The following is a 23,213-nucleotide window of genomic DNA, read 5'->3' on the forward strand; positions in this document are numbered from 1 at the left end:
GATATAATCAGGCAACTGCACGGCCGGGAAGAGCGGCGATCGTGCTGGCAGCATCTGCAACATCCGGCTGGGAAGACCGGGATTTCGGATAAGCGGGGCGTATTTCATTCGCCCAATCGGTAAATTCGGAGAAAGCCGAGCTCCATGTGCGGTGAGCAGCGGAGGCGAGCGCACCTTCAGCGGTTCGCATCAGGGCTTCGCGATCCTGCGCAAGAATGGTCAGAATGCGCGTCATGTCGGAGACGATCTGCGCATCGTTGCCATTGCGGATGAGAATGCCATCGCGGCCATGATTGATCAGCTCATCGACAGCACCAACCGCCGTCGCAACCGGCACGCAGCCAAGCTGCTGTGCTTCGGCAATCATCAGCGGCGCACCTTCCCAGCGCGATGGCATCAAGAGAACATCAGCCCATGCGAGATGGTTCGCAATGTCCTTGCCGTCAAAGACTGGTGGCGAGACTTTCACACCCGCATCCTTCAGGCGCGTCATCCAAGAGGCACTTGGATCGTCGGAGAGGATTTCGCCGCCAATTGCCTGCGCTTCGAAGGGAATACCCTGCTCTTTCAGCTTGACGATTGCATCATGCAGCCTGTCGATACCCTTTTGGCGATCGAGACGCCCCATATAGAGCATTCGCATCGGTTCGCCCTTGCGGCCTTGCTTGCGCGCTGCGGTGACTTGCGCACGCAGTTTTGTATCGATTGAAAAACTAGCTCCGTTTGGCACGGAGAACACTTTTTCATACGGCACGCCAAAGCTGTGCAGATAGATTTTCAATTGATCCGAACAGGTCAGGAATGCATCATAGGCATGTTCAAAGGCAATCGCGGCATAGGGCTGCCCCGCCTGGCGGCGGAAGACCGTTTCATCCACCACATGCAGATAGCAGGCGGTGCGCGTGCCTTCAGAGCGAAGTTTACCCATCAACGGATGCGCCGCCATGACGTGATTGTTCACGACAAGGTCGAATCCTGAAAGCTGGCCACGCAGGATGCCCCAATCAAGCGGATGATCGTCGGTGATAAAATCCTGCCCCAAGAAGCGATTTGTGTCTCCCCAGGCGGGAATGCCATCCTTCCAGAAATGCAGGTAGTCGAAGGACTGGTCGAACTCGTCCAGCACATCCATCCGCTCATTGCCAAGCACGAAGAGGTGGGTTTCAAATCCTTGGTTTTTCAACTCACGCCCGGCGGCATAAGCAACCTTCTCCGCCCCGCCGAACGAGGCATTCGGCACCAGAACGGCAGCCGTTTTCTTCCTTGCTGCATTATGCGCAAGTGGCAGCACCGGCCCGCCACCAAGTTCATTGCGCAGCACCTGATACATCTCAGAAAGTGCGGGCAGGCGACGCGGACGCCATGTCCAGCGCATGGCCGCACTTTGCTTGAGCGGGCTGGTCGCAATCGACGTCACCAGATTGAGCATCGATTGTTCAGGCCGTGACAAGGCCCGGCGCTGACGCACACGCGGGAACGGGAAACGCACTTTCATCCGCGCTGATGTGGGCCACAATTGCTGCGTGCCCAATGATGCGAACCAATCCAGCGCATCGTTTTCGATGATGTCCTTGATCAGTTTCGTCGAGACGAAAATCAGATCAGCGTGCGGCTGGCGCGTGCCGGAAGGCATGATCTCAGTATCGATGCGCCGCTCGTCTTCGACATTGGTGAGTTCCACAAAGACGATATTGGCCTGTTCAGAAAGCTTTTCGAGCCGCGACAGGATATTCGGCAACAGTCGTGAACGCGCCAGAAGTTTCAATGTCTCTGTATTCGAAGAGGCTAGAAACGGCGGAAAGTGAAAATTGTCCGGTTCGGACACACTGCCCCAGAAGGCGCGAATGGCATCATCAAATTTAAGATCTGAGGTGCCAAGGCTGAGGTCGGTGAAAAGGCTGACCGTCCCCTCGCCTGCGCGGATCACGCCATAGCGCGGACATTCTTCATGCTCGAAACCCACAAGCGTCGGGCGACGGAACAGCGCCTTGTGCCGCTTGCGCAGGAAACTGATTGAGCCGGAGCGGTCACGATTGGCTTCCTTGAAACGGCTCTCCGCGCGCAGGCGATACTCGAAGCCGGTATCGTGGCAAGGCGCACCGACAAAGCCTGCCTCAATGGCGGACAGCCAGAACTCCCAGTCTTCAAAGCCATTTTGACGATCATCATCAAAACGGACACCGCTGCGGAAAACCTCCGCAGAAATCATCGATCCGGTATCGCAGATATTATCAGTGATGCAGTGGATCAGGCGCGAATAGCTGTCGCCATAATGAGCGCGCCAGTTGACCGAAAAGGTATCGATATTGGTGTAAACCCAGCCCGCATTCGACGCCAAAAGCTTGCGATAGAGCGTATCGATGGTGTGGGGCTGTACCCGGTTGTCGGCATCAACGAAATAAACCGCTTTAACATCCGGCATCTCTTCGAGAATATAGTCGACAGCACGATTGCGCGCCCCGCCGGGCCCTGCATTCTCGCCGAAGATGATGTGAATGTTTGGATGAGCCGCCGCATAAAGCGTCAGGCTATCAAACACTTCGCGGCGCGGATCACCATCGACGGACACCACGATCTGCGTGCGGAAAACCGTTTCTGACGCGAGAACGGTTTCCAGCGCTTCGAGAGCCAGCGCCGCATGACCATAGAGTGGCATGGCGACAACGATCAAATCTTTCGACCTATCGTACATTCGCGGCCTCTTTGGTTATTTCCTGACTGGGGCGCGCCTCAATGTGCTTGACCAGCCGGAAGTTGAACACTTTGAGCCAGGAAAAATCCACGGAACCTGCTGCGGCTTTGCTCAGGACGACGAGATCCATCGTGCGGTCGATCGGTTCCTCAAGCATGAAGTTGATGTCGATCGGACGATTGGGTGCAACTTCCGACCAGCCGCTGAACAACACCTGTTGGCGGCGGCGGTCGAGGCTGGAAATCGCATCGATTTCTTCCTTCACATCCGACGCCAGATTGACCAGCAGCAGTCCCACTGCGCAGGGCTGGCCTTCGGGATGATCAATCACAGCCCGCGCTGAAACTCGTACTGTGCCCGGCGCGACCACACGACGGATTGCAGCTGCGGTGACCCCCTCCTCAAGCGGATGGCAGCCGATGGCATCTTCATGTTCCAGAAACCGCACAGTCGGAAAGTCGGGCGTAATAGGTGTGACGGACACGTTGGCCACGTTACGCAGCAATTCAACGGGCAGACGGTAATCATCAACCTTGCGGCCATTGATCAGCGCAGTCGGTACAATGGCATTCGGCAGCGATGCCGGACGGACGCCCGGCAGGCCGGTGAAAATCCGCAATGCCAGAGGGCGCATGTCAAGATCAGCATGTGGAATACGCGCACGCGCCGCATAACGCTCATTGGCGATCACATTGCCCAACGACAATTCTGGTGGAACCCCGCCCGAAGCTGAGATGCGCAGACGCAATGTCCGATGGCTGCCATCGCACGCCTTCGGAAGCGAGAAGAAGTTCCACTCCGAATGCAGCGCACCGTAAGGCACCAGCCATTCGGCGATCCCTTCACCGTTTTCAAGATAGTCCAGCGTAACGATCAGCTGGCCATTGCGATTAGCAGGCAACTCACGGAAATGCAGGGCAAAACCGGAAACGGCATAGCTCGAAACCGGGAAAAGCTGTTCGATCTCCGATTCGCGCAGCAGACGCGCAAAGCCTTCGTCCTTCGGGTCGACCAGAGGGGCATGGCTGAAGATTTCCGTTGAGGAATCCCAGTTGCGAGCGTGAAACGCGTCTTCAATCGCCCGGTAATTCTCAAACATTGTCTCACGCTCGCGACGCAGCATGGCGAGCTCGGTGTGAACCTTGCTGACGTGGCCTACAAGGCGATCCAAACTGCTCTCAAGCAGTTGGGTGACCAGCAGGGGAACGGTTTCCGCCGTCGCATCGTCGATTCGCACAACGGGAAGTTCCGGAATGGTGCTCAGACGATAAACCTGTTGCAGAACCGTCTTCAGTTCGTCCTCGCCCTCTTGCGAAGCAGCAATCGCGATGAGCGGAAATGTATTCGCCAGCCGAAGACGTTTTCCATCCCCTTCAACAAAAGTGGTCAGCCCGCCCAGAGACGTCGCTTCCAGCGCTTCACGATCACGCATCGAAGCAATGGCATATCGGCGGGATTTCCGCGCCGAGATCGCAGGAAGTGGTGTGCTCAACATAATCATCCATTGTGTGATGGCCGACTTGGGAGTCTCGGCCTGCACTTGCAATGAGAAAATACAGTCAATGTATTGTCAACAGCCTTATAGCATCAACTATATGATAATATTGCGAATATTTGGAACAAGTTTAATTCAAAATTTGAAACAATGTGCATATATATTGCGTTTACGTCGTAAACACGCAGAAATACGGCATTTTATATTTTAGTATCACTGTTTGCACGCCCGATTGTCGCCACATACTGACTATCTCCCGTTCAATACTGCATCGATCAAGGTTTTTTGCTGCTGTAAACAATCCGACAGCCTGAACCGATTTTCGACTGTCCGGCGTGCGGCTGCACGCATCTGGAGGCATGCATCGGGATCGCGAAGGACATTCATGATCACTTCCGCCAACACATCCGAGTCAAAAAACGGCACGAGCAGCCCGTTTTGACCTGAGCGGATCACTTCCCGAACAGGCGGCGTGTCCGAACCGATGATAAGCGCGCCGCAGGCCATCGCTTCCACCACCGACCAGGACAGGACGAACGGATATGTCAGATAAATATGTGCGGTGGATATCTGGTAGAGCTTACGGAGTTGGGCGTGCGGAATTGTACCAGGAAATACAATGCGATCCGGCGGCAGATCCAAATTCTTGACCAGATGCTCGCGCCACGATCCGCCACCGGGCGGCGGCGTTCCATAGCTGACGCCATCACCGCCGACAAACACGAAGATCGCATCATCGTTCTGCCGAACGACCTTGGCAGCGGCTTCGAGTGCTTGCGGAAATCCACGATAGGGTTCGAGATCGCGTGCGACGAATGTAATCACGCGCGATTCTCCTGCCTTCAGCGTGCGTCCATCGGGTAGCTGAATCGTGGCGTGACGGTCTGGATAGAAGAGTTTTGTATCCACCCCTTCGTGCACCACGGCGATGCGATTCTGCACGGAACGCGGGTAGAGGCTTTTCTGCCAGTGTGTCGGGCTAAACCCACCATCGATTCCTTCAAGGGTGACGAGCTGGGCCATGTTGCGCAAACGCAGACGCTTGCGAGTTTCGATGTCTGGTCGGTCGCCGGGCGCAAATCCTACATCCGCACCATTGGCACGGTAGAAAAACTCGCAATAACCAAGAGCTGGTGCTGAGGGCAGCACGTCCTTGACGAACATCATGCTGCCCCAACCAATATGACCGATGACGATATCGGGCGCCTGGCCTTGATGAGCCATGGTTTCCAGGGTTTCGGCCACACGGTACCCGATCCTCGTATGATGATCGGGTACTTCGAGATATCTGGCCATCGCACCGCCGGTACGAGGACCAGATTCCACTCTGTGGCGGATGACGCGGACCGCTGGGAGGCGACGGTCCACTGTCTCGCAGATCAGGCTTACATCATGTCCGCTGGTAGCCAGACTTTCGGCTAAAGCAGCAAACTGGCCGAAACCGCGCCTGTGCACAAATGCTATACGCATGTTACGAAACGTGCTCGGCTAGTGGCCGAAAAGCATCGCAACATATCAAATGCCAAATCGTGCGGCGTTACCCCACACGAGTTCCAGTCTGTGCAGAGTCTGATAGGCGATCTCGAGATTTCTGAGATCGTCATCATCGCGAGTGAGGATATGGTTGTAGGCCCGGCTTGCATTCCGCAAGCTTGCACACAGCCGCTCACCCTTGTCCGTCAGGCGGATACGGGCAGACCGTTTGTCCCTCTGCGAGGCGACACGATCAACATACCCACCATCGGTAAGCTGTTTAAGATAATAGGAAATGTTGGAACCGACGTAATGTCCGCGATCCAGTAATTCACCCACAGTGAGCTCGACATCGCCGATAGCCATCAGAACCAGGGTCTGGGCCGGGCCGATATCTTCCACGCCCAACTTCGTCAGCTCGGTTTTTAGCAAGCTCACAAAGCGGCGGTTTACTCGTTCTATCATCCGGGCCAGTTCGAAATGCGTGATAACGACTGTATGGACCGGATGTCTGCGTTCCTGTTTTTCGGCGGTAACTTCAGGAAAATCAACGGCAGTAAAGCCATCGACTGATGTTTCGACTTCCACTCCCTCGTGTAGAAGTTTTTGCATCTTTTGCTCTCCATTTTCAATTTTACTTCAAATTTTGAAGAAATTTGCAGTTATATTTTCTTTGCTCCTTTCGCATTTCCCCGCCGTAAGAACCTTTTTTCTGTCACATTCTCTGCAGTATTACTTTACTGATCTTGAGAACTAGCACACAGTTTTTAGGGATATCCGCCACCTGTGACCATTCCAAGGCAGATAGCGTATGAATGATACTCGCGAATTCAAATCGATTGGCAAGAGCCCTGCGCACAAAAAGGGGCAGGACGATTCGGTAACTACGCCCAAAGGCCTGATTTTCAAGGCCCGCCGCGTTTTCCTGTCGGGACTACTTTATGCAGTGCTGCTGAGCGCCTGTATCAATTTGCTACAACTCACTGTACCTCTCTATATGTTGCAGGTTCATGATAGGGTGCTGAACAGCCGAAGCATGGACACGCTCACCATGCTGACCGTGCTCGCCATTGGTGCGATGCTGGTGTTCGGCGTGCTGGAATATATCCGCTCGCTTTCCTTCCAGGCCATGGGCAGCGCGCTCGTGCGCCGCCTGAACCTCGCGGTTCTGACAGCAGCGGTGCAGGCCTCTGTGAATCAGGGGATGCCGAAAGCGACGCAGACGTTGCGCGATCTCAACGAGTTGCGCAGTTTCCTTACATCCCCGGCCATCAATGCTCCGCTCGATGCGGCATGGTCGCCGATTTTCCTCGGCGTTCTGTTCCTGCTTCACCCGATGTTGGGCGTGATCGGTCTCGTCGCCGTCATCATTCTGGTGGCGTGTGGTCTGCTCACCGACCTTTTGACCCGAAATCTGATTCAGGAGGCGAATCAAGCTAACATCGAAGCGGTTTCCAAAATCGGCAGCAGCTTGCGCCACGCCGAAGTCATCGAAGCCATGGGCATGCTTCCAGCGCTCGCTCGTCGATGGCGAACGATGCAGGTTCAGGCGCTGGAAGTACTCGATCTTGGTGGAACACGCGCCCGTGCCCTATCCTCGATTGCCCGCACGGCACGTTTCATCATCCAGATTGGATCGCTCGGTATCGGCACGCTGCTTGCCATGCAGCAGGAAATCACTCCCGGCGCCATGATCGCAACCAGCATCATCATCGGTCGTTTGCTGATGCCGTTCGATCGAATCGTTGAAAACTGGCGCCAGTGGGTCAGCGCAATTGCCAGCTGGAAACGCGTTCAGTCATTGCTTTCGGAAAATCTGGCCGTTCGCCAGACCATGCCAACACCGCGACCCAACGGCGATCTCGTGATCGACAAGCTGATCTATGCAGCGCCGGGCGTCGACGTTCCGATCATCAAGGGCATCTCCTTCTCGATTTCGCCAGGTGAAGTGCTGGGCGTCGTCGGTCCTTCGGCTGCCGGTAAATCAACGCTGGCCCGACTGTTGATCGGTATCGTCAAACCCACGTCAGGCGGCGTTTTCCTCGACGGCAATAACGTTTATCTCTGGGAACGTGGCTCTTTCGGAGAGATTGCCGGCTATCTGCCGCAGTCGGTCTCACTTCTTGATGGAACCATCAAGGACAACATCGCCCGCATGGGTGACAGCGACCCGCATCGCGTGCTGGAAGCCGCGCGCCTTGCCGATGTGCACGAGATGATCGGACGCATGCCGCTCGGCTATGACACGCCGGTCGGCGACGGTCGCCTCACCCTCTCTGGCGGTCAGCGCCAGAGAATCGGGCTCGCCCGCTGCCTCTACAACCGCCCGCGCCTGATCGTTCTCGATGAGCCGAATTCAAATCTCGACGCCGTTGGCGAACGTGCACTGATTCGAGCCGTCGAACATGCCCGCGACGACGGCGCCATTGTCATCATGATCGCACATCGGCCATCTATCATGCAGGTCGCCGACAAGCTGCTGGTACTCGAAAACGGGCGGATTTCGCAGTTCGGTCCGCGCACCGATGTCGTCGCATCACTGACACCTGCCAATAACGGCCCGCAAATGGGAGCAGCGAACGCATGATGGGTAAATCAGTCATTTCTCGTCGTGTTTCCAGCCTGCTCGCACCGCGAGCAGAATCATCGGATCACAAAACTCTCACCCGTTTCGGCAGTGTCAAACCTGAATGGGCGCTTGATCTGGAACGAGAGGATTCGAGATCACCGCTGCGCGGTCTCATCATTGCAGGCCTCGCCACAATCGGTGTCGCTTTCGGTGGATTCTTCGCCTGGGCTTATTCCGCCAATCTGGGAAGTGCGGCAGTCGCAATGGGCACGGTGATTGTCGATTCCAAACGCAAGACAATCAGCCATCTCGAAGGTGGCATTCTTGATCGTCTGCTCGTGCAGGAAGGCGACATAGTCAAGGTCGGCCAGCCCCTGCTCCGGCTTGACGACACCAAGGCACGCTCCGATCTCCAATCTCTGGAGAGCAGGCGCATCGGCCTGATCGCAAAACTGGCCCGCCTGCGCGCCGAGCAATCCGGCGAAAAAGAAATCAGTTTTCCGGAAGGTTTCGCCGATGGCGGCGAGAATGCACAGAACGCCATTCGCGCCGAAAACATCTTCTTCCAGAAACGACTTGCGCAGAAACTGAGCAAGATCGACATCCAGCAGAAGACCATTGAGCAATATACTGAACAGGCCAAGGCCTCCACATCGCAGATAGCGGCAACCGACCGGCAGATCGAGCTTATCAGCGAACAGCGCAAGGCGATTGCCAGCCTTGTTGAAAAAGGCTTTGCCCAGAAATCGAAACTCACGGAAATCGATACACGCCTCAGCCAGCTTGCGGGCGACCGCGGTGAATATGCCGGTGACAAGGCGAAAGCCGAACAGGCAAAAGCCGGCGCAGAGTTCGCCCTGACAGGGATCGAAAGCGATCTCCAGTCGGAGATCGCAGGCGAAATCACCTCCAGTCAGGTCGAGCTTTCCGATGTGCAGGAACGTATCGTTGCCGCGAAGGACGTGATGCGTCGCGTGGAAGTTCGCTCGCCGCAGGATGGTATTGTCGCGAATATCCGGCTGCGAACACCGGGCGGCGTCATCGCACCCGGCGAGGCGATCATGGATATCGTTCCTGAGAACGAACCTTTGGTCGTTGAAATGAAGATCAGCCCGCGTGATATCGACAGCATCTCGGTTGGCGCAGGCGCACAGATCCGGTTAACTGCCTACAATCAGCGCTCAATGGCGCCGCTAGACGGCAAACTGACCTATATTGCCGCCGATCAATCACTCGATGAAAAGACAGATACCGCATTTTTTGTCGCTCGAGCCGAAATTACTCCGGCGTCACTTGCCGCAAATCCGACTGCCCGACTTTATCCTGGCATGCCCGCCGAGATAATCATCGTGCACAAGGAGCGTCGCGCCATCGATTACTTGGTCTCACCTATCACTGATAGTTTGAACCGGGCATTCCGTGAAGATTAATGATCAGATAATTTCAAAGTAAAACTCGATCATAGGTTGAAATTCTGAAAAGGAGGGACGCCGCGCATGACATTTCATGCGCGGCGTCATCTCATTGAAATATTTTCATTTTTCTTTTCATCACCTCGATATTTCAAATTTAGAACTATTTTCTCTGTAAATACAACTTAAATAGAAATTATAATGACTATAAATATCATTCATATTTTTGTTTACATAACTGTAATATAAATTAATGGTAATAATTTGTTACTTATCGTTGCCAAATTTATACCAATTACCAATGTTGCAATTCCAGTTAATGCAGAGCAGACTACTAAGAGCATAATGGTCGGAGCATTCCGGCTTGTGGAAACCCCATACAGGAACACAAGGAGAAGCAGATGGCCACTTTAGAAGGCGGCGCCTACGACGACGTGTTGTTCGGCTCCCGCTTTGACGATTTCATCCGCGCCCATGGCGGTGATGATCTCGTATTCGGAGGCGATGGTAACGACACTGTCTTCGGCGGTAACGGGAGTGACATCCTTTTCGGCGGCACGGGTAACGACACCCTGTTCGGCGAAAACGGGAACGACATTCTCTTCGGTAATGAAGGAAACGACGTCCTGAGCGGCGGCAATGGCAGCGACGTGCTGTATGGCGGCAATGGAGATGACATTCTCCAGGGCGGCAACGGCTCCGACCTGCTCTTTGGCGGCGCGCATAATGACATTCTCTACGGTGGGAATGGCAGCGATATCCTCGATGGCGGTGCCGGAAACGACGTTCTCATCGGCGGAAATGGCAGCGATACATTCCTGTTCAATGGTGGCGGCGGAAACGACGTCATTCTCGACTTCAATCCCGGCGAAGACATTCTGCAAATTCAGAAGGGTATCAATGGTCTTGATATCGCTTCCGCAGACGATCTTGCCGATCGTGTCACGCAGGTTGGTGGCAATGTCGTTGTCGATCTCGGCAATGGCGATTCCGTTACCCTCGTGAACACCAATGCAGACGATGTACAGGCTCATCCCGACCAGTACTTCACTGTTCACTGATTGAACAATTGAGAGCGTGCCCGGCAATCCTCCCGTCGGGCACGTTTCGTCTTTACCGGGCACGCATCTTCCCTAGTTTTGCGTGCCCGGAACTTCCTGCAAGCCGAACTTCCTGCAAGAATGAAAGGGCCTCACATTGAACCTCGATCATTCGGCGGACACTGAAAGCAAAACCGAGAACCTCTCTATTTGCCGTCTTTGCGCCGATGTCGCTGTGGTCATCTGGGATATCCCAGGCCCGGCTCGCACAACCACCAAATGTACATTTGAAATAGCGGTCCAGCCGGTTCCGCTGTTGAGCGTCGGCATTCCGCTCGAGAATGGCGGCCTACGCATGTTTTGGGCCATGCGCACGGGTAAAGAGCCCGTCGAACTTAGGCTCTCCGCAGGCTCTCTCGGCCCTACGGCTCAGGCTATCGTGTATCCGGCTAATGAGCTTGCTCCCTTTGACGTCGAGTATGTCGTGAGCGACCTCACCTTACCCGGCCACATCAAGCTTCTGACCAATATTCTGACCACGTGGCGCAGCACTTTCCGGCTGTCGCGAAACCAGACTTTCGCATCCCTCGTGCGTGACCTGACTTTCGCATTGACGCCGGAACCGCGCGAGGCCCAGCATTGCGGCGAACCGGTTCAGGGACATCACCTTCTTGAAACCGCAGTCGACCCGATGCTGGGCGAGATTTCGGCCATTTATGGCATCACACCCGGCAGCGTCACGGTTATTCCGCCACGATTTGTGGTGGGCAGGCAGGCTCGCAATGCCTGGCAGCCATGCCATTTTCTGCTGGAAGCAGCGCAAGACCTGCCGTCATCGCTGCTGCTGGTGTTCACCGGCCAGAAAGGCGTTGCCGTTCGCAAGCTTGCGGCAACGACCGGTGAACAAACAGATTTCGCCAAGTGGTGGACCAAATGGCAGGGCAATGGTGCTTTGCGGGAGTTTTTAGTTCGCCAGCTCGGCAAACTAAGCCCTTCCGGTGCTGCGGTCGCCATCGACCTGCAAACGCGCACTCCGCTCCCTGTTCGCCAGATAGCACAATCGGCCACCCATCCCGCAGCGGAAATCGATCTCGCATTGGCGCTCGATGGCGGACTGATTGTTGGCGGGTGGATGCATGACCCCGCCGCCATGCTTGCCGATATCGAATATATTCCCGAAAACGGAAGCGCACTGTCGCTGAAGCCGAACTTTCACAAGTTTCCAGCCAAAATTGCCAAGCGGGAAGATACGCCACAGCAGGACGTGACGGGCTTTGTCGCCTGGCTTCCTTCGGTGCAGAATCTTGGGCCGCTCTTGCAGCCGCGGTTCCAGATGCGTCTCGCGTCCGGCACCACCGCGCCCCTCGTCCCCGCACCGCAACCCTTCGAGCCATCGGCGCAGCGTAATCGCATCTTGCGGTCCGTGCCGCCGCAGCAGGCAAGGCCTCACGTCTTCTCGCATATTCTGGGACCAGCTCTCACCGAAGTTGAGAAGAAGCTCGCCGCAACGGTGCGGATATCCGAAGTGAAGGATTACGGGACAACGCCCGCCTCCGCACTCGCATCCATCGTTATTCCACTCTACCGCAACCTGGATTTTCTGCGTTTCCAGTTCTCGTCGATGGCGACGGACCCTTGGCTGACGGAGAATGCAGAGTTCATTTTCGTGCTGGATTCTCCTGAAATTCAGGACGACACCGAGCATATGCTGGGCGGCTTGCACATTCTGCACGATATGCCATTCAAGCTCGCCATCATGAACCGCAATGGTGGTTATGCGCGTGCCTGCAATGCAGGCGCCAGCATTGCGACTGGAGCGACTATCGTGATGCTGAATTCCGACGTCGTTCCTGCGGAACATGGCTGGCTGCAGCAGCTGATCCAGCCTCTGTTCGATCAGCCCAAGCTCGGAGCAATCGGTCCTCGCCTTCTTTTCGAGGATGGCTCGCTTCAACATGCGGGGCTTTATTTTGCCCGCGACCGTCAGGGTGTCTGGCTGAACCACCATTATTACAAGGGTATGCCGGGCAACTATCCGCCTGCGCTTCGTTCGAGGGAGGTGCCGGGGGTTACCGGTGCGTGCCTGATAACACGCAAGGATATCTTCGATCTCGTCGGCGGCTTTACGGAAGACTATGTTATCGGCGACTACGAGGACAGCGATCTCTGCCTGAAGATCAGGCAACTTGGCTTCCAGATATTCTATGAACCCGCCGTAGCACTTTACCATTTCGAGCGCCGTTCGATCCGCCGCAGCACGGATTACATGCGCGGCCTCGCCAGTCAATATAATTCCTGGCTCCACACACAGCGCTGGGATGATGACATTACCGAATTGATGGTCCTGCCCCAGGAACAGGAAGGCACTGCCGACCTGTCCAATGTGATCATGACCAAATCTGAAAGGAGCGCCGCTTGACGGACGTGGTAGCGCTGAAACAGCCAGAATTTGAAGCCAAACCAGCAATACCGGATGCGCAGATCGATTGGCTGATGCAGTCTGTTTTGAAGAACCGCTTTTTGCCCTCCCCCGACCCGAACAGCGTGTTCGTCGGCGACGGGGATTATCGTGCAGTCGGCGCCGAATTTCTCGGTCATTTCATTCGCAAGGGCGGGCTTCGACCCGATGCCCGTGTGCTCGATATCGGTTCGGGTATCGGTCGCATGGCAGTGCCGCTGACGCAATATCTCGACTCGGCAAAAGCGCGCTATTCCGGGATTGATCCCGTGGCAGGCGGCGTGAACTGGTGTCGCCAGAACATCACATCGCGTTATCCGAACTTCGAGTTCCGACACATCGATATTGCCCACGACCTCTATAACCCAAAAGGGGCGGTCAACGGGCTCAATCTCGTCCTGCCTTTCGCGGACAAGAGCTTCGACTTCATCATCATGACATCGGTGGTCACGCATCTGACGTCAGACGAGGTCAAGACCTATCTCGATCAGATTTCTCGCGTCCTCGTTCCCGGTGGAAAATTATTCATGACGGCCTTCGTCGTGGACGATGTGGCCGCGCGCGACCGCCTTGGCAAACGGGACAAACGACTTGCATTTGAACGCCATGGCAACGGACCGTGCTGGTTCGTACCGGAATTGCCGCCGCTTGCCGCGGTCGGGTTTGAAAACGGCTTTCTGGATCGTGCGCTTGCCGGCGCGAAACTGACACTAGAGACAAGATCCTTCGGTCACTGGCGCGGCATCGAAGCGGATCACTATCAGGATCTTTTCATCGCCTCGCGAGGTGCTGCCTGATGGCCCAGCGTGTGCTCATAGCAGCCCATAACCATCCATCTCTGCACCCTGGCGGAACTGAAATTTTCGCGCATGATCTATTCCGCGCCTATCAGCGCGCCGGTTGCGAAGCCATGTTCATGGGGGCCACTAACAAGGTGCATCGTGAGGCTCGTCCCGGTACGAGCTTTCAGAGCATCGGCAATGGCGGCGATGAAATCCTGCTCTGGTCCGGTCATTTCGACCGGTTCTACATGAGCCAGATCGACCTTTACGGGATCGTTCCCGACATTGTCGAACTACTGCAGGATTTTCGGCCTGATGTCGTCCATCTGCACCATCTGCTTTTGCTCGGCGCCGAATTCCCGCATATCGTGCGCCGAACTTTACCGGATTGCCGCATCATTCTGACTTTGCACGACTATTACCCCATCTGTCACCATGATGGCCTGATGGTTCGCACCACTGGAAAGGAACTGTGTCATGGGGCCGGTCCTGACCGCTGCCATGCCTGTTTCAAGGACATCGCGCTTGATAAATTCGTACTGCGTGAACGGCATATCAAATCGCTCCTCAGCGCAGTCGATGCATTCGTCTCACCGAGTGAGTTTCTGAAACAACGCTATGTCGAATGGGGACTTGCGGAAGAGCTGATCAGCGTCATTCCCAATGGCCAACCGGAACGCCCCGCAGCCGAAACGCGGCAGGTCGAGCGCAACAAACCGGTCTTCGGCTATTTCGGCAATCTCAATCCGTGGAAGGGCGCAACGGTCCTGCTTGAAGCAGCACAGCAACTTATTTCCGAGGGTTTCGATTTCGAATTGCGCGTGCATGGTGCAGCGCCATTTCAAAGCGAAAGCTTTGTCAGCGAAATCGACCGGCTCTTTGCCGAGACATCGCCGTTTGTCCAGCGTCGGGGTGCTTATCGTCGTGAGGACATTGCCCAGCTGATCCGGTCCGTCGACTGCGCCATCATGCCGTCGATCTGGTGGGAAAATGCTCCGCTCGTCATTCAGGAAGCACAGGGACAAAACCGTCCTGTCATATGCAGCAATATCGGCGGAATGGCCGAAATGATTGAGAATGAGGTCAATGGCCTTACCGTTCCGCCAAATGATCCGCTCGCGCTCGCCCAGGCGATGCGTCGAATGGCGGAAAACCCGGACTTGCGCCAGTCGCTCAGCGAGAATGCGCGTCATCCGGACACCATCGACACGACTGCTGCACGCTATCTCGATCTGATCGGGACACTGCGTATCGCGCGTGTCGAGGCAGCATAAGAGGTAAATCATGAACATCGCGACCAAAGTTCCATCCGAGGGGGAAACCAAACAGGCAGCGGCCCCCAATGCCGCTGCCGCGCCTCAAAGGACCGAAGCCATGAAAGGACGCGTTGACGCCATCGAGGAAGGCCGTCTCTATGGCTGGGCCTTCGATCCATCCGTTCCGACAGAACGGCTTCTGATCCGCGTTCTGCTGGACGATAAGCCTATTGCTGAAGCCCCCGCCGACAATGATCGCCCTGATCTGAAGCGCAACGGTATCGGCGATGGCAAGCATGCTTTTGAAGTGATGCTGCCGCAGTTTGCCGCTGCTCGGGCTGGCGAACTCGTTGTCGTCGCCGCCAATGCGTCTGGCGCGGAGCAGAAGCTACGTGTACCGAAGCCCGACGAACAGGCGGCCGAAGCGCTTATCGCCGCGCCGATGACGCGCATTCTGGACAAGCTCGACATGCTGATGGCAGCGCAGCGCCAGTTGCAAGTCAACCAACGTTCGTTGCAGCGCGTCGCGCCTACCCTTGATGCATCCGGCAATGCCGCCCCGGCAGAACTGCTGGACATTGCAAGCTCCGTCGACGGTCTGCGAACCGATCTCCATCAGCGCATGACCGAACTTGACGTGCACATCATGCGCATGGACGGCGTTGTTGCAGGATTGGAACAGCGTCTGGATGACGTGCGCAAGCGAAGCGGCGGCGACCTCAAGTTCCTGATCTTGCTGGCTGCCGTCTTGACGGGTTTTGTCGCAGGCGCATTGCTGACCCTTGCGGTCATGCCCTGAGGAAAAACCTTATGGCGCAAGACGAGAGACCTATCACGCAGCAGCCGACAGCAAGACCAACTCGTGCACCGGATCGCCCTCCCATGATGATGGAGGGTGAAATGGTCGTCGGCAGCGCGATCGAAGACACGCTGGCATTGGTGCTCGGCATCGGCAGTGCAACAAACGATCAGGTAACAGCGTTCCTGAATGGCGATCCTGCCATGAGCGTGAAGACGAACCTGATTACATGGCCACTCAGGGAGCCTTCACCTGCCGGAACACATGGTTTCGTCGCCATCGTGCCAACGGCTGCTTTGCGCCGTGGCACTCTCAAGACGATCATGTTCCAACACCGGGCAAAGGTCGCCCGCTACAATTTCGCATCGCGCTCCGCTTCTATTGCCGATTTTGTCGCCATGATCGGCGATCTAGCCGGACCGAGCTTGCCGGGCGTCATCGATGAACTGGTGGAAGGTCTGATTTCCGGCCCTATCAGCCGGAAGAAACTTTCGGCCATCACCGTTCTGCTGCAGGCGGGGGCCCGTTCTGACGGCTGCATCGAACTCATCGGCGGCAGCGATGAAGGCGAGATTTTCGTTCAGGGCTGGGCGCAGGATCTGACGCCCGCCGTAACCCGGCTGCTGATCAGCGGCAAGAATCCATCACTTGCGGAATGCGCAGTCAGCGTTTTCGCACGGCCAGATCTCAATGATGAAGCTTCCGGATTTGCAGGCCTTCTTCTTGCCAACGAACCGGTCGAACCGACTGATATCGAACGGCTTCTGTTTCGCGGGCGAAGGGGCTGGCGTTTTACCGAAGTCTACGACCGCAGGCTGCTGTCCGGCTCGCGTGAAACGCCGGGCCATATCCGGGCAATTCTGCCGCGGGTACGCAGCTCGACAGACATCCTGCTGCGCATGCGTTCCGCCGCAAACCGTTTCGATGGTGCCGACACGGTATCCAGCCTTCCCTTTCCTGTCCGGATGGGGATAGACAATGTCTTCCGGGTGGAAGGCAGCGGCATGCTGGTTTCGGGCTGGCTGCTCGATCCCGATAGCCACGTGGAAAGTGTGAAGCTGCGCCGTCATCGCGGTGAAATCCAGATCGATACCAGTTGGACCCGCATCGACCGGCCCGACGTCACCCACGAATTCGACAATCAGCCGCCATTCAATGCCGGGCTGGACCCCAGCCGTCACGCGCATGGTTTCGTTGCCTTTGCACCCGAGCTTGCAGGCGACAGCACATCGCCATTCTATCTAGAACTTGCAATCAGCGACGGACGGCGCGCATTTTTTCCATTGACGCCAACCCGTGTCACCTCGCGTGACGCTATCGTACGGCAAATCCGCGCGACCGATCCAAATGCATGGGCGCTGCGCCATATTGTCGACCAGCAGCTCGTGCCGCTGCTACGCGGCGTCAACCGTCCTGCGCCGGAAGTCTTTGGCGTAGTCGATCTCGGCCCCTTCGAAGATGCGATAGGGCCTGCGATCATCATCGGCATCGACGAGCGCGTCGAGGAAATCGAACCTTTGCTGGCGCTTCTCGCGCTTGATCCCGAAACCCGCATCGCGCCAATCGTAATCGCAGCTGCAACCGAGATCATCGACCGCATCGGCGTACAAATCAGGCGTCTTGCGGATTTCTACCGCCTGCGCATCAGGCTCGTTTCAGCTACGGGGTCGGAAGACCTCTACGATGCACTGGAAGTCGGCGCCCGCACGGTTTCGACAGATCAGGTCATATTTCTGGCCGGATCGCTGCTGCCGCGCCGCTCCGGATGGCTGAACAAGCTCATCAGCGCCTATGAAGCGCACAAGGACTGCGTGCTGTCTCCCACCCTTGCCTATGAGGATGATTCAATTCGCTGGGCGGGAACCTGGGTTGCCGGACCGCAATCCGGCATGTCGGCGGATCGCGCTCTGATTAGCCGCTACGCCGGTTATCCCATCGACGCCGTTTCAGGAATGTTCTTGACGGAAGTCGCAACGGCTACGTTCGAGTGCTGCATCCTTCCGCGTGAAGCCCTGTTTTCCGTCGGTGGTTTCACGCGCGGTTATCTCGGCACCCATGAAAAGGGACTGGATCTCGGATTGAAACTCAAACAATCGGGCTTGCGCTCCTATTGGTTACCATCAGCGCAGATGCTGGGAGCAGACGATACATCCGTAACTGACAGGGCATCGACCATAGCGCTCATTGAGCGCATTGACCGGCAGGTCTTCGATGCACGGTGGTCCTCCATTCTCGCTGGCAGGCGTAACGTACAGGTGGAGGAACCCGCATGAGCGATAAACTCCGTGTTCTCGTCATCTCGCACGCTCACCCATCGATCTCGCTCGGTGGCGGTGAAATCGCTTCCTACAATCTGCACAAGGGTTTGAACACCATTCCCGATGTGCAGTCAGTCTATCTGGCCCGAGCCGCTCATCCGATCCCTCGGCATGGCACGACGGCTCTCATGAGCATGCGGCGCGCCAGCGACGAAATCCTGTTCCATGCCGACGAATACGATCACTTCTATCTGTCGAACAAGAACACCGATGAAATCCGCCGTGACCTGCTGCGCTTTGTCCGCGACTTCGATCCGGACATCGTGCATTTCCATCATGTTCTCGGCCTCGGGCTTGAAACGCTCTATGCCATCCGCGAGGCACTGCCGGATCGCATCATTCTGGTAACGTTTCATGAATTCCTGTCGATCTGCAACAATGATGGCCAGATGGTCAAAGCTGGCACCTCCAAGCTCTGCAACGAGGCGTCCCCTATCGATTGCCACGGCTGTTTTCCGCAGATACCGCCAGCGCGTTTTCTCAAGCGCGAACGTTTCGTGCGCGGCATGCTGGAACTGGCCGACGCATTTGTGTCGCCGAGCGAGTTCCTTGCCAACCGCTATCTGGAATGGGGCCTCAACCCCGACAAGATGGCAGTCATCGAGAACGGCATCGCCATCCGTGATGTTACCCCTCCGCGTGAGCTGACCGGCCCGAACCCGCGTCGCAGTCGCTTTGCCTTTTTCGGTCAGATCAACCCGTTCAAGGGCATAGACGTTCTGGTCGATGCCGTATCGCGTGTGCCGGAACAGGTATGGGGCGAGGATTCCCGCCTGATGATCTTCGGCGGCAATCTGGAAAAGCAGCCACCCGCTTTTCAGGAACGCATGCAGAAATTGATTGAAGAGGCTGGTCCGCGTGTGCGTTTCTATGGTGCGTACCAGAATGCTGAAATGCCGCGCCTCATGCAGTCGGTCGACTGGGTGGTCATGCCCTCAATCTGGTGGGAAAATTCACCCATTGTCATTCAGGAGGCGCTGCACCATCGCCGTCCGGTCATCTGCTCGAATATTGGCGGCATGGCTGAGAAAATCCGCGATGGCGAAGACGGCCTGCATTTCCGTGTTCGCAGCGCCGAGGATCTGGCCGACCGTTTTACAGAAGTGCTCAGCGAGCCGAGCATATGGGATAGACTGCATCATTCCATCCGCAATCCGGTCCACTATGTCGATTGCGCAAAGGAACATCTGGACCTCTACAACCGGCTGCGTGGGTCAAAACCCCGCAGACAGAAACCGGCAGTTACGCAAACTGCTCTTTCTCAGGCAAGCTGAGCCTGGCTTGACCTTAGTGAAACAGAAGGAAGACCGTATGGCACGCGCCCTCGTCATGATCCCTGCGGGAGAAGTGTACGATCACGACAATGTCCGCTGGTATCGTCACACCGACGTTCAGGGCAGCATCAATCATTATCACAATATCGGCGATGCCTTCGTGTTCGAGTCATCGTTGAAACTGATGAATTACGAGAAGGCTTCCGAACTTCCGATCACCAATTTCTCACCTGAGAAAATTGATCAGCTGCGTGAAGAGTATGATTATGTGATCCTGCGCGGTTCGAACTATATCAACAAGGATATGAACTGGCGCGACACGATCCCGGTCTTGCAACGGCTTAAACTGCCGGTCATAGCATTCGGTATCGGAGCACAAGCGCCGGTCAGAGGGGAAATACAGCTTTCCGAAGAGACCAAGGCGGTCCTGCGCATCATTGCAGATTCGACGACATCCATCGGTGTGCGCGGCGCTTACACGGCGCAGGTACTGAACGATATCGGCATCCGCAATGTGCGCATCGTCGGTTGTCCGACTGCGTTTCGCCGCAACAACCAGCATTTGCGTATCAAGTTGCCACCACTGGAAAACGTGACTCAAGTCGGCGTTACGGTTCGCCGCGAGGTTTCACCAGCCTATGCACAGGATATCGAGCAATATCTGACGCGTCACCGCGACCTTATCAAAACCATGGCCGGGCGCTTCGATGTGACCTTGATGGCTCAGGGCGAGATCGATGAGAAGAAGATGGTCTTCGGCACTGCGGAGCAGAAGGAGGAGGCCATTGCAGCGCTCAAGAACCATCGCTGGACAGCAGACTGGTATTTCGACGAGACAATAGAAAACCTCTATCGCCATCGCATGTTCTATTCGGATGTCGTTGCCGATTACGAGGAACTGGTGCGCAGGCAACAGCTCGTTCTCGGCTATCGCTTGCATGGTAATCTGATGGCGCTGGCCAACGGCGTACCGTCCATCTATTTCACCTATGACAGCCGTACAGCCGAATTTGCCGAAACCTACAAGATACCGAGCTATGACGTCTTCAGCGACAAGCCTTTTCGGCTGGAAGACTATTGGGATCAGTCGTTGTTCGACAAGTATAACCGGGCATGGTTCGAGACCTATGCCGAAATGAAGCAGTTTCTCGATGAAAATGGTGTCGACAACAAGATGACCGAAACCGGACTTCCCATCGCGGAACTGAAGGTCGCGTAAGATTTAGTTCTTTGGCAGTTGAGCGGAGCTATTCCCCTTCTGCTCTTCTGCCAGAAGCGACCACGCAGCAATGAACATCGCGGCAATCAGCGGCCCGACCACAAAACCATTGATCCCGATCAGTGAAATGCCCCCAACCGTGGAGATCAGCACGACATAATCCGGCATGCGGGTGCCTTTTCCGACCAGAGGCGGGCGCAGGAGATTATCGACCAGTCCGATCACGAATACGCCCACGAAAACCAGAATACCTCCGCTGATCCATTCTCCGCTTGCAAAGAACCAGGCCGCTGCCGGCACCCAGACCAGTGCTGCGCCGACCGCTGGCAGCATGGAAAGGAATGTCATCAACACGCCCCAGAGCAAAGCCGCCTCGACGCCCAAGGACCAGAAAGTCACACCGCCGATCGTGCCCTGAATGATGGCAATGATGATATTGCCTTTCACCGTCGCGCGGATGACAGCGATGAACTTTTCCAGAAACTGCCGCGTGTAATCATCGTTGAGCGGAATGGCCTGCCTGATCTTCCGTCCAAGGTCCGCACCGTCGCGAAACAGGAAGAACAGCAGATAGAGCATGATGCCGAAGCCGATGAAGAATTGCAGCGTGTTCTGGCCGAAGCTGACCAGTTTTCCGGCAAAAAGCTGACTACCCTGCATGATCGCAGACGATATGCGCGCCCGCCATTCCGCGAAATCACCCAGCTCGAACCGGGTCAGCCACTCCTCCAGCGAATCCGGCAAGGCGCCCAGAACGCGTGAGATATAGCTGTTCAGATCAAACTCGCGACTGCTCAGGCGTTGATAGAGAGAATTCCCCTCCTGTACCAGCGAACCGAAAATCGCGAGCATTGGAATGATGACCAGACAGATGCACATCAGCACGGAAAGCAGAGCGGCAATGTTTTTCCTGCCGCCGAGCAGACGTTCCAGGCGCTGTTGTACTGGCGAAAAAACCACGGCGAGAATGACTGCCCAGAGAACCGCCGAATAATAAGGCAACAGCAGCCATGCAAAGGCGATGGTGACCAGTGCCAGTAGAATATAGAAGCTCGCGCGCTGGACGGACATAATCACCTGCTGCAGATTTCCGGGTCAGGAAACCCTGCCCGGAAAACCATTCCAATTCAATAGAGAAGCGCAGGCCCGGCAGGTTATGCCGCTTTCAGAGGCGCCCGCTTTTCATCGGGAAGTGAACGCGCGAGTGTGCTCAGAAGATCGCTTTGCGACACCAAACCAATGATGCGGCGCATTTCATCAACAACCACGACAGCATGCGCCAATCCATCGGTCAGGCTGGGCAGAAGGCTCATCACCGGATCGGCTTGCGCAGCGGTGGGCGCTTCCACGATATAGTTTCTGAAATCGTCACCCGGATGCATCAATTCGCGCAAACCGACTACGCCTTTCAGGCGACCGTCGGCCGTGTGTACCGGCAAGGTCAGTAGATTATGCCGCAAGATCAGGTCGCGCGCCTGGCTCGCCGTTGCGTCTTCATCGATACTGACGACATCACGAGACATAATATCGGCGCAGGTCAGGTCGCCGTGGGAACGAATGGACACTTCAAGCTCCACTTGCCGCAGCAGACGTCCAAGATCGTTGCGATCGATATCGAAGCTTTCATCCAGTGCAAGCAAGGCGCGGTCGATATCTTCCTCGCGGATACCCATCCGGACCGAAGGCGGCAAATCTTCGGTGCTGTGCTTGTTTACCGGCGCAGCCGCCGCCACGTGCGGATATTTCCGACGCGACAGTTTGTGAAAAAGGATACCAAGGCCGACCAGAAGGCAAGAGTTCAGCGCGACCGGCACAAGCGGAAACAGCAATCCCCACTTGGCAACCGCAGAACCACCCAGAACTGCAGTCAGCGCCGCTGCGCCGCCGGGCGGATGGAGGCTACGGGTAACCGACATTGCCGCGATGGCGAGCGCCACGCCAAGGCCGATCGCCAAAGCCGGATCATCAACAAACTGGGTGACGGCCAGTCCCACAAAGGCGGAAATCGTGTTGCCGCCGATGATCGACCACGGCTGCGCCAGCGGACTGGTTGGAACTGCGAAAAGCAGAACCGCCGAAGCACCGATTGGCGCTACGATCAAAGGCAGATGCGGACCGCTTCCCAGCAGCATGCTCGATATGAATCCGGTCAGCGCGATACCAATCAAGGCACCGAGGCAAGCAATCGAACGTTCTCGCAGCGTTGCACCGGCAAGAACCGGCTTGAACAGTCGGAGCGCACGCGACTGGTGTTGTTCTGGATCTCTCTGGGTCATTCCGTCAATCAGGCCGATGATAGGGGACGCTTCAGCGAAAACCCGTTGAAGCTAAAGACTGTTCTCTTGGAGGTGAGACAATATCCTGCCCTTGCCGGATTCGAACAAGAAAGCAAATCAGCATCCGCTTGCCGGAATAGAAAAATTGTT

The 23,213-nt window shown here is 56.1% G+C and carries 16 protein-coding genes; 10 read left to right on the forward strand and 6 right to left on the reverse strand.

What is annotated here, in order from left to right; genetic code table 11:
- Positions 1–7 precede the first annotated feature (7 nt).
- The 4 genes from FG152_RS14395 to FG152_RS14410 all read right to left on the reverse strand — a co-directional run bounded on the left by FG152_RS14395 (position 8) and on the right by FG152_RS14410 (position 6,272).
- On the reverse strand, positions 8–2,692 hold the full coding sequence (locus tag FG152_RS14395; RefSeq protein ID WP_036578861.1) for a glycosyltransferase: 2,685 nt from the start codon (positions 2,690–2,692) through the stop codon (positions 8–10).
- The gene (locus FG152_RS14400; protein WP_010658638.1) at positions 2,682–4,187 is read right to left on the reverse strand and encodes a DUF6212 domain-containing protein; all 1,506 of its coding nucleotides are present in this window, start codon (positions 4,185–4,187) and stop codon (positions 2,682–2,684) included. The genes FG152_RS14395 and FG152_RS14400 overlap by 11 nt, the downstream gene beginning before the upstream one ends.
- 249 nt (positions 4,188–4,436) lie before the next feature.
- A complete protein-coding gene (locus tag FG152_RS14405; RefSeq protein ID WP_151576816.1) occupies positions 4,437–5,657 on the reverse strand; it encodes a glycosyltransferase family 4 protein in 1,221 nt (406 codons plus the stop codon).
- A 45-nt stretch (positions 5,658–5,702) separates the two neighbouring features.
- Positions 5,703–6,272: a MarR family winged helix-turn-helix transcriptional regulator gene (locus FG152_RS14410; RefSeq protein ID WP_010658636.1), complete on the reverse strand. Its 570-nt coding sequence runs from the start codon at positions 6,270–6,272 to the stop codon at positions 5,703–5,705.
- Between the two features lie 199 nt (positions 6,273–6,471).
- Here FG152_RS14410 and FG152_RS14415 point away from each other — a divergent pair, with 199 nt between their 5' ends.
- From FG152_RS14415 to FG152_RS14460, 10 genes are all read left to right on the forward strand, one after another.
- Positions 6,472–8,247, forward strand: coding sequence for a type I secretion system permease/ATPase (locus FG152_RS14415; protein WP_012092860.1), 1,776 nt, complete (start codon positions 6,472–6,474; stop codon positions 8,245–8,247).
- Positions 8,244–9,659, forward strand: coding sequence for an HlyD family type I secretion periplasmic adaptor subunit (locus tag FG152_RS14420; protein WP_010658634.1), 1,416 nt, complete (start codon positions 8,244–8,246; stop codon positions 9,657–9,659). The genes FG152_RS14415 and FG152_RS14420 overlap by 4 nt, the downstream gene beginning before the upstream one ends.
- 383 nt (positions 9,660–10,042) lie before the next feature.
- On the forward strand, positions 10,043–10,702 hold the full coding sequence (locus FG152_RS14425) for a calcium-binding protein (RefSeq protein ID WP_010658633.1): 660 nt from the start codon (positions 10,043–10,045) through the stop codon (positions 10,700–10,702).
- Positions 10,703–10,838: 136 nt separating this feature from the next.
- The gene (locus FG152_RS14430; RefSeq protein ID WP_151576815.1) at positions 10,839–13,100 is read left to right on the forward strand and encodes a glycosyltransferase family 2 protein; all 2,262 of its coding nucleotides are present in this window, start codon (positions 10,839–10,841) and stop codon (positions 13,098–13,100) included.
- On the forward strand, positions 13,097–13,936 hold the full coding sequence (locus FG152_RS14435; protein WP_010658631.1) for a class I SAM-dependent methyltransferase: 840 nt from the start codon (positions 13,097–13,099) through the stop codon (positions 13,934–13,936). Before FG152_RS14430 ends, FG152_RS14435 begins: the two co-directional genes overlap by 4 nt.
- Positions 13,936–15,195 carry a glycosyltransferase family 4 protein gene (locus tag FG152_RS14440; RefSeq protein WP_010658630.1) on the forward strand — a complete coding sequence of 420 codons (1,260 nt, stop codon included), beginning with the start codon at positions 13,936–13,938 and terminating at the stop codon, positions 15,193–15,195. Before FG152_RS14435 ends, FG152_RS14440 begins: the two co-directional genes overlap by 1 nt.
- Positions 15,196–15,205: 10 nt before the next feature.
- Positions 15,206–15,976 (forward strand): hypothetical protein, encoded by a 771-nt coding sequence (locus FG152_RS14445; RefSeq protein ID WP_010658629.1) that lies wholly within the window; start codon positions 15,206–15,208, stop codon positions 15,974–15,976.
- Positions 15,977–16,077: 101 nt separating this feature from the next.
- Positions 16,078–18,249, forward strand: coding sequence for a glycosyltransferase family 2 protein (locus FG152_RS14450; protein WP_235926205.1), 2,172 nt, complete (start codon positions 16,078–16,080; stop codon positions 18,247–18,249).
- Positions 18,246–19,568, forward strand: coding sequence for a glycosyltransferase family 4 protein (locus tag FG152_RS14455; RefSeq protein ID WP_010658627.1), 1,323 nt, complete (start codon positions 18,246–18,248; stop codon positions 19,566–19,568). Before FG152_RS14450 ends, FG152_RS14455 begins: the two co-directional genes overlap by 4 nt.
- Positions 19,569–19,605: 37 nt before the next feature.
- On the forward strand, positions 19,606–20,787 hold the full coding sequence (locus tag FG152_RS14460; RefSeq protein WP_010658626.1) for a polysaccharide pyruvyl transferase family protein: 1,182 nt from the start codon (positions 19,606–19,608) through the stop codon (positions 20,785–20,787).
- A gap of 3 nt (positions 20,788–20,790) precedes the next feature.
- Here FG152_RS14460 and FG152_RS14465 read toward each other — a convergent pair whose 3' ends face one another.
- Positions 20,791–21,858: an AI-2E family transporter gene (locus FG152_RS14465; protein ID WP_010658625.1), complete on the reverse strand. Its 1,068-nt coding sequence runs from the start codon at positions 21,856–21,858 to the stop codon at positions 20,791–20,793.
- An 83-nt stretch (positions 21,859–21,941) separates the two neighbouring features.
- The gene (locus FG152_RS14470; RefSeq protein ID WP_010658624.1) at positions 21,942–23,063 is read right to left on the reverse strand and encodes an HPP family protein; all 1,122 of its coding nucleotides are present in this window, start codon (positions 23,061–23,063) and stop codon (positions 21,942–21,944) included.
- Positions 23,064–23,213 lie beyond the last annotated feature (150 nt).

Source organism: Ochrobactrum sp. XJ1, from assembly GCF_024701725.1.
Taxonomy (GTDB): Bacteria; Pseudomonadota; Alphaproteobacteria; order Rhizobiales; family Rhizobiaceae; genus Brucella; species Brucella anthropi.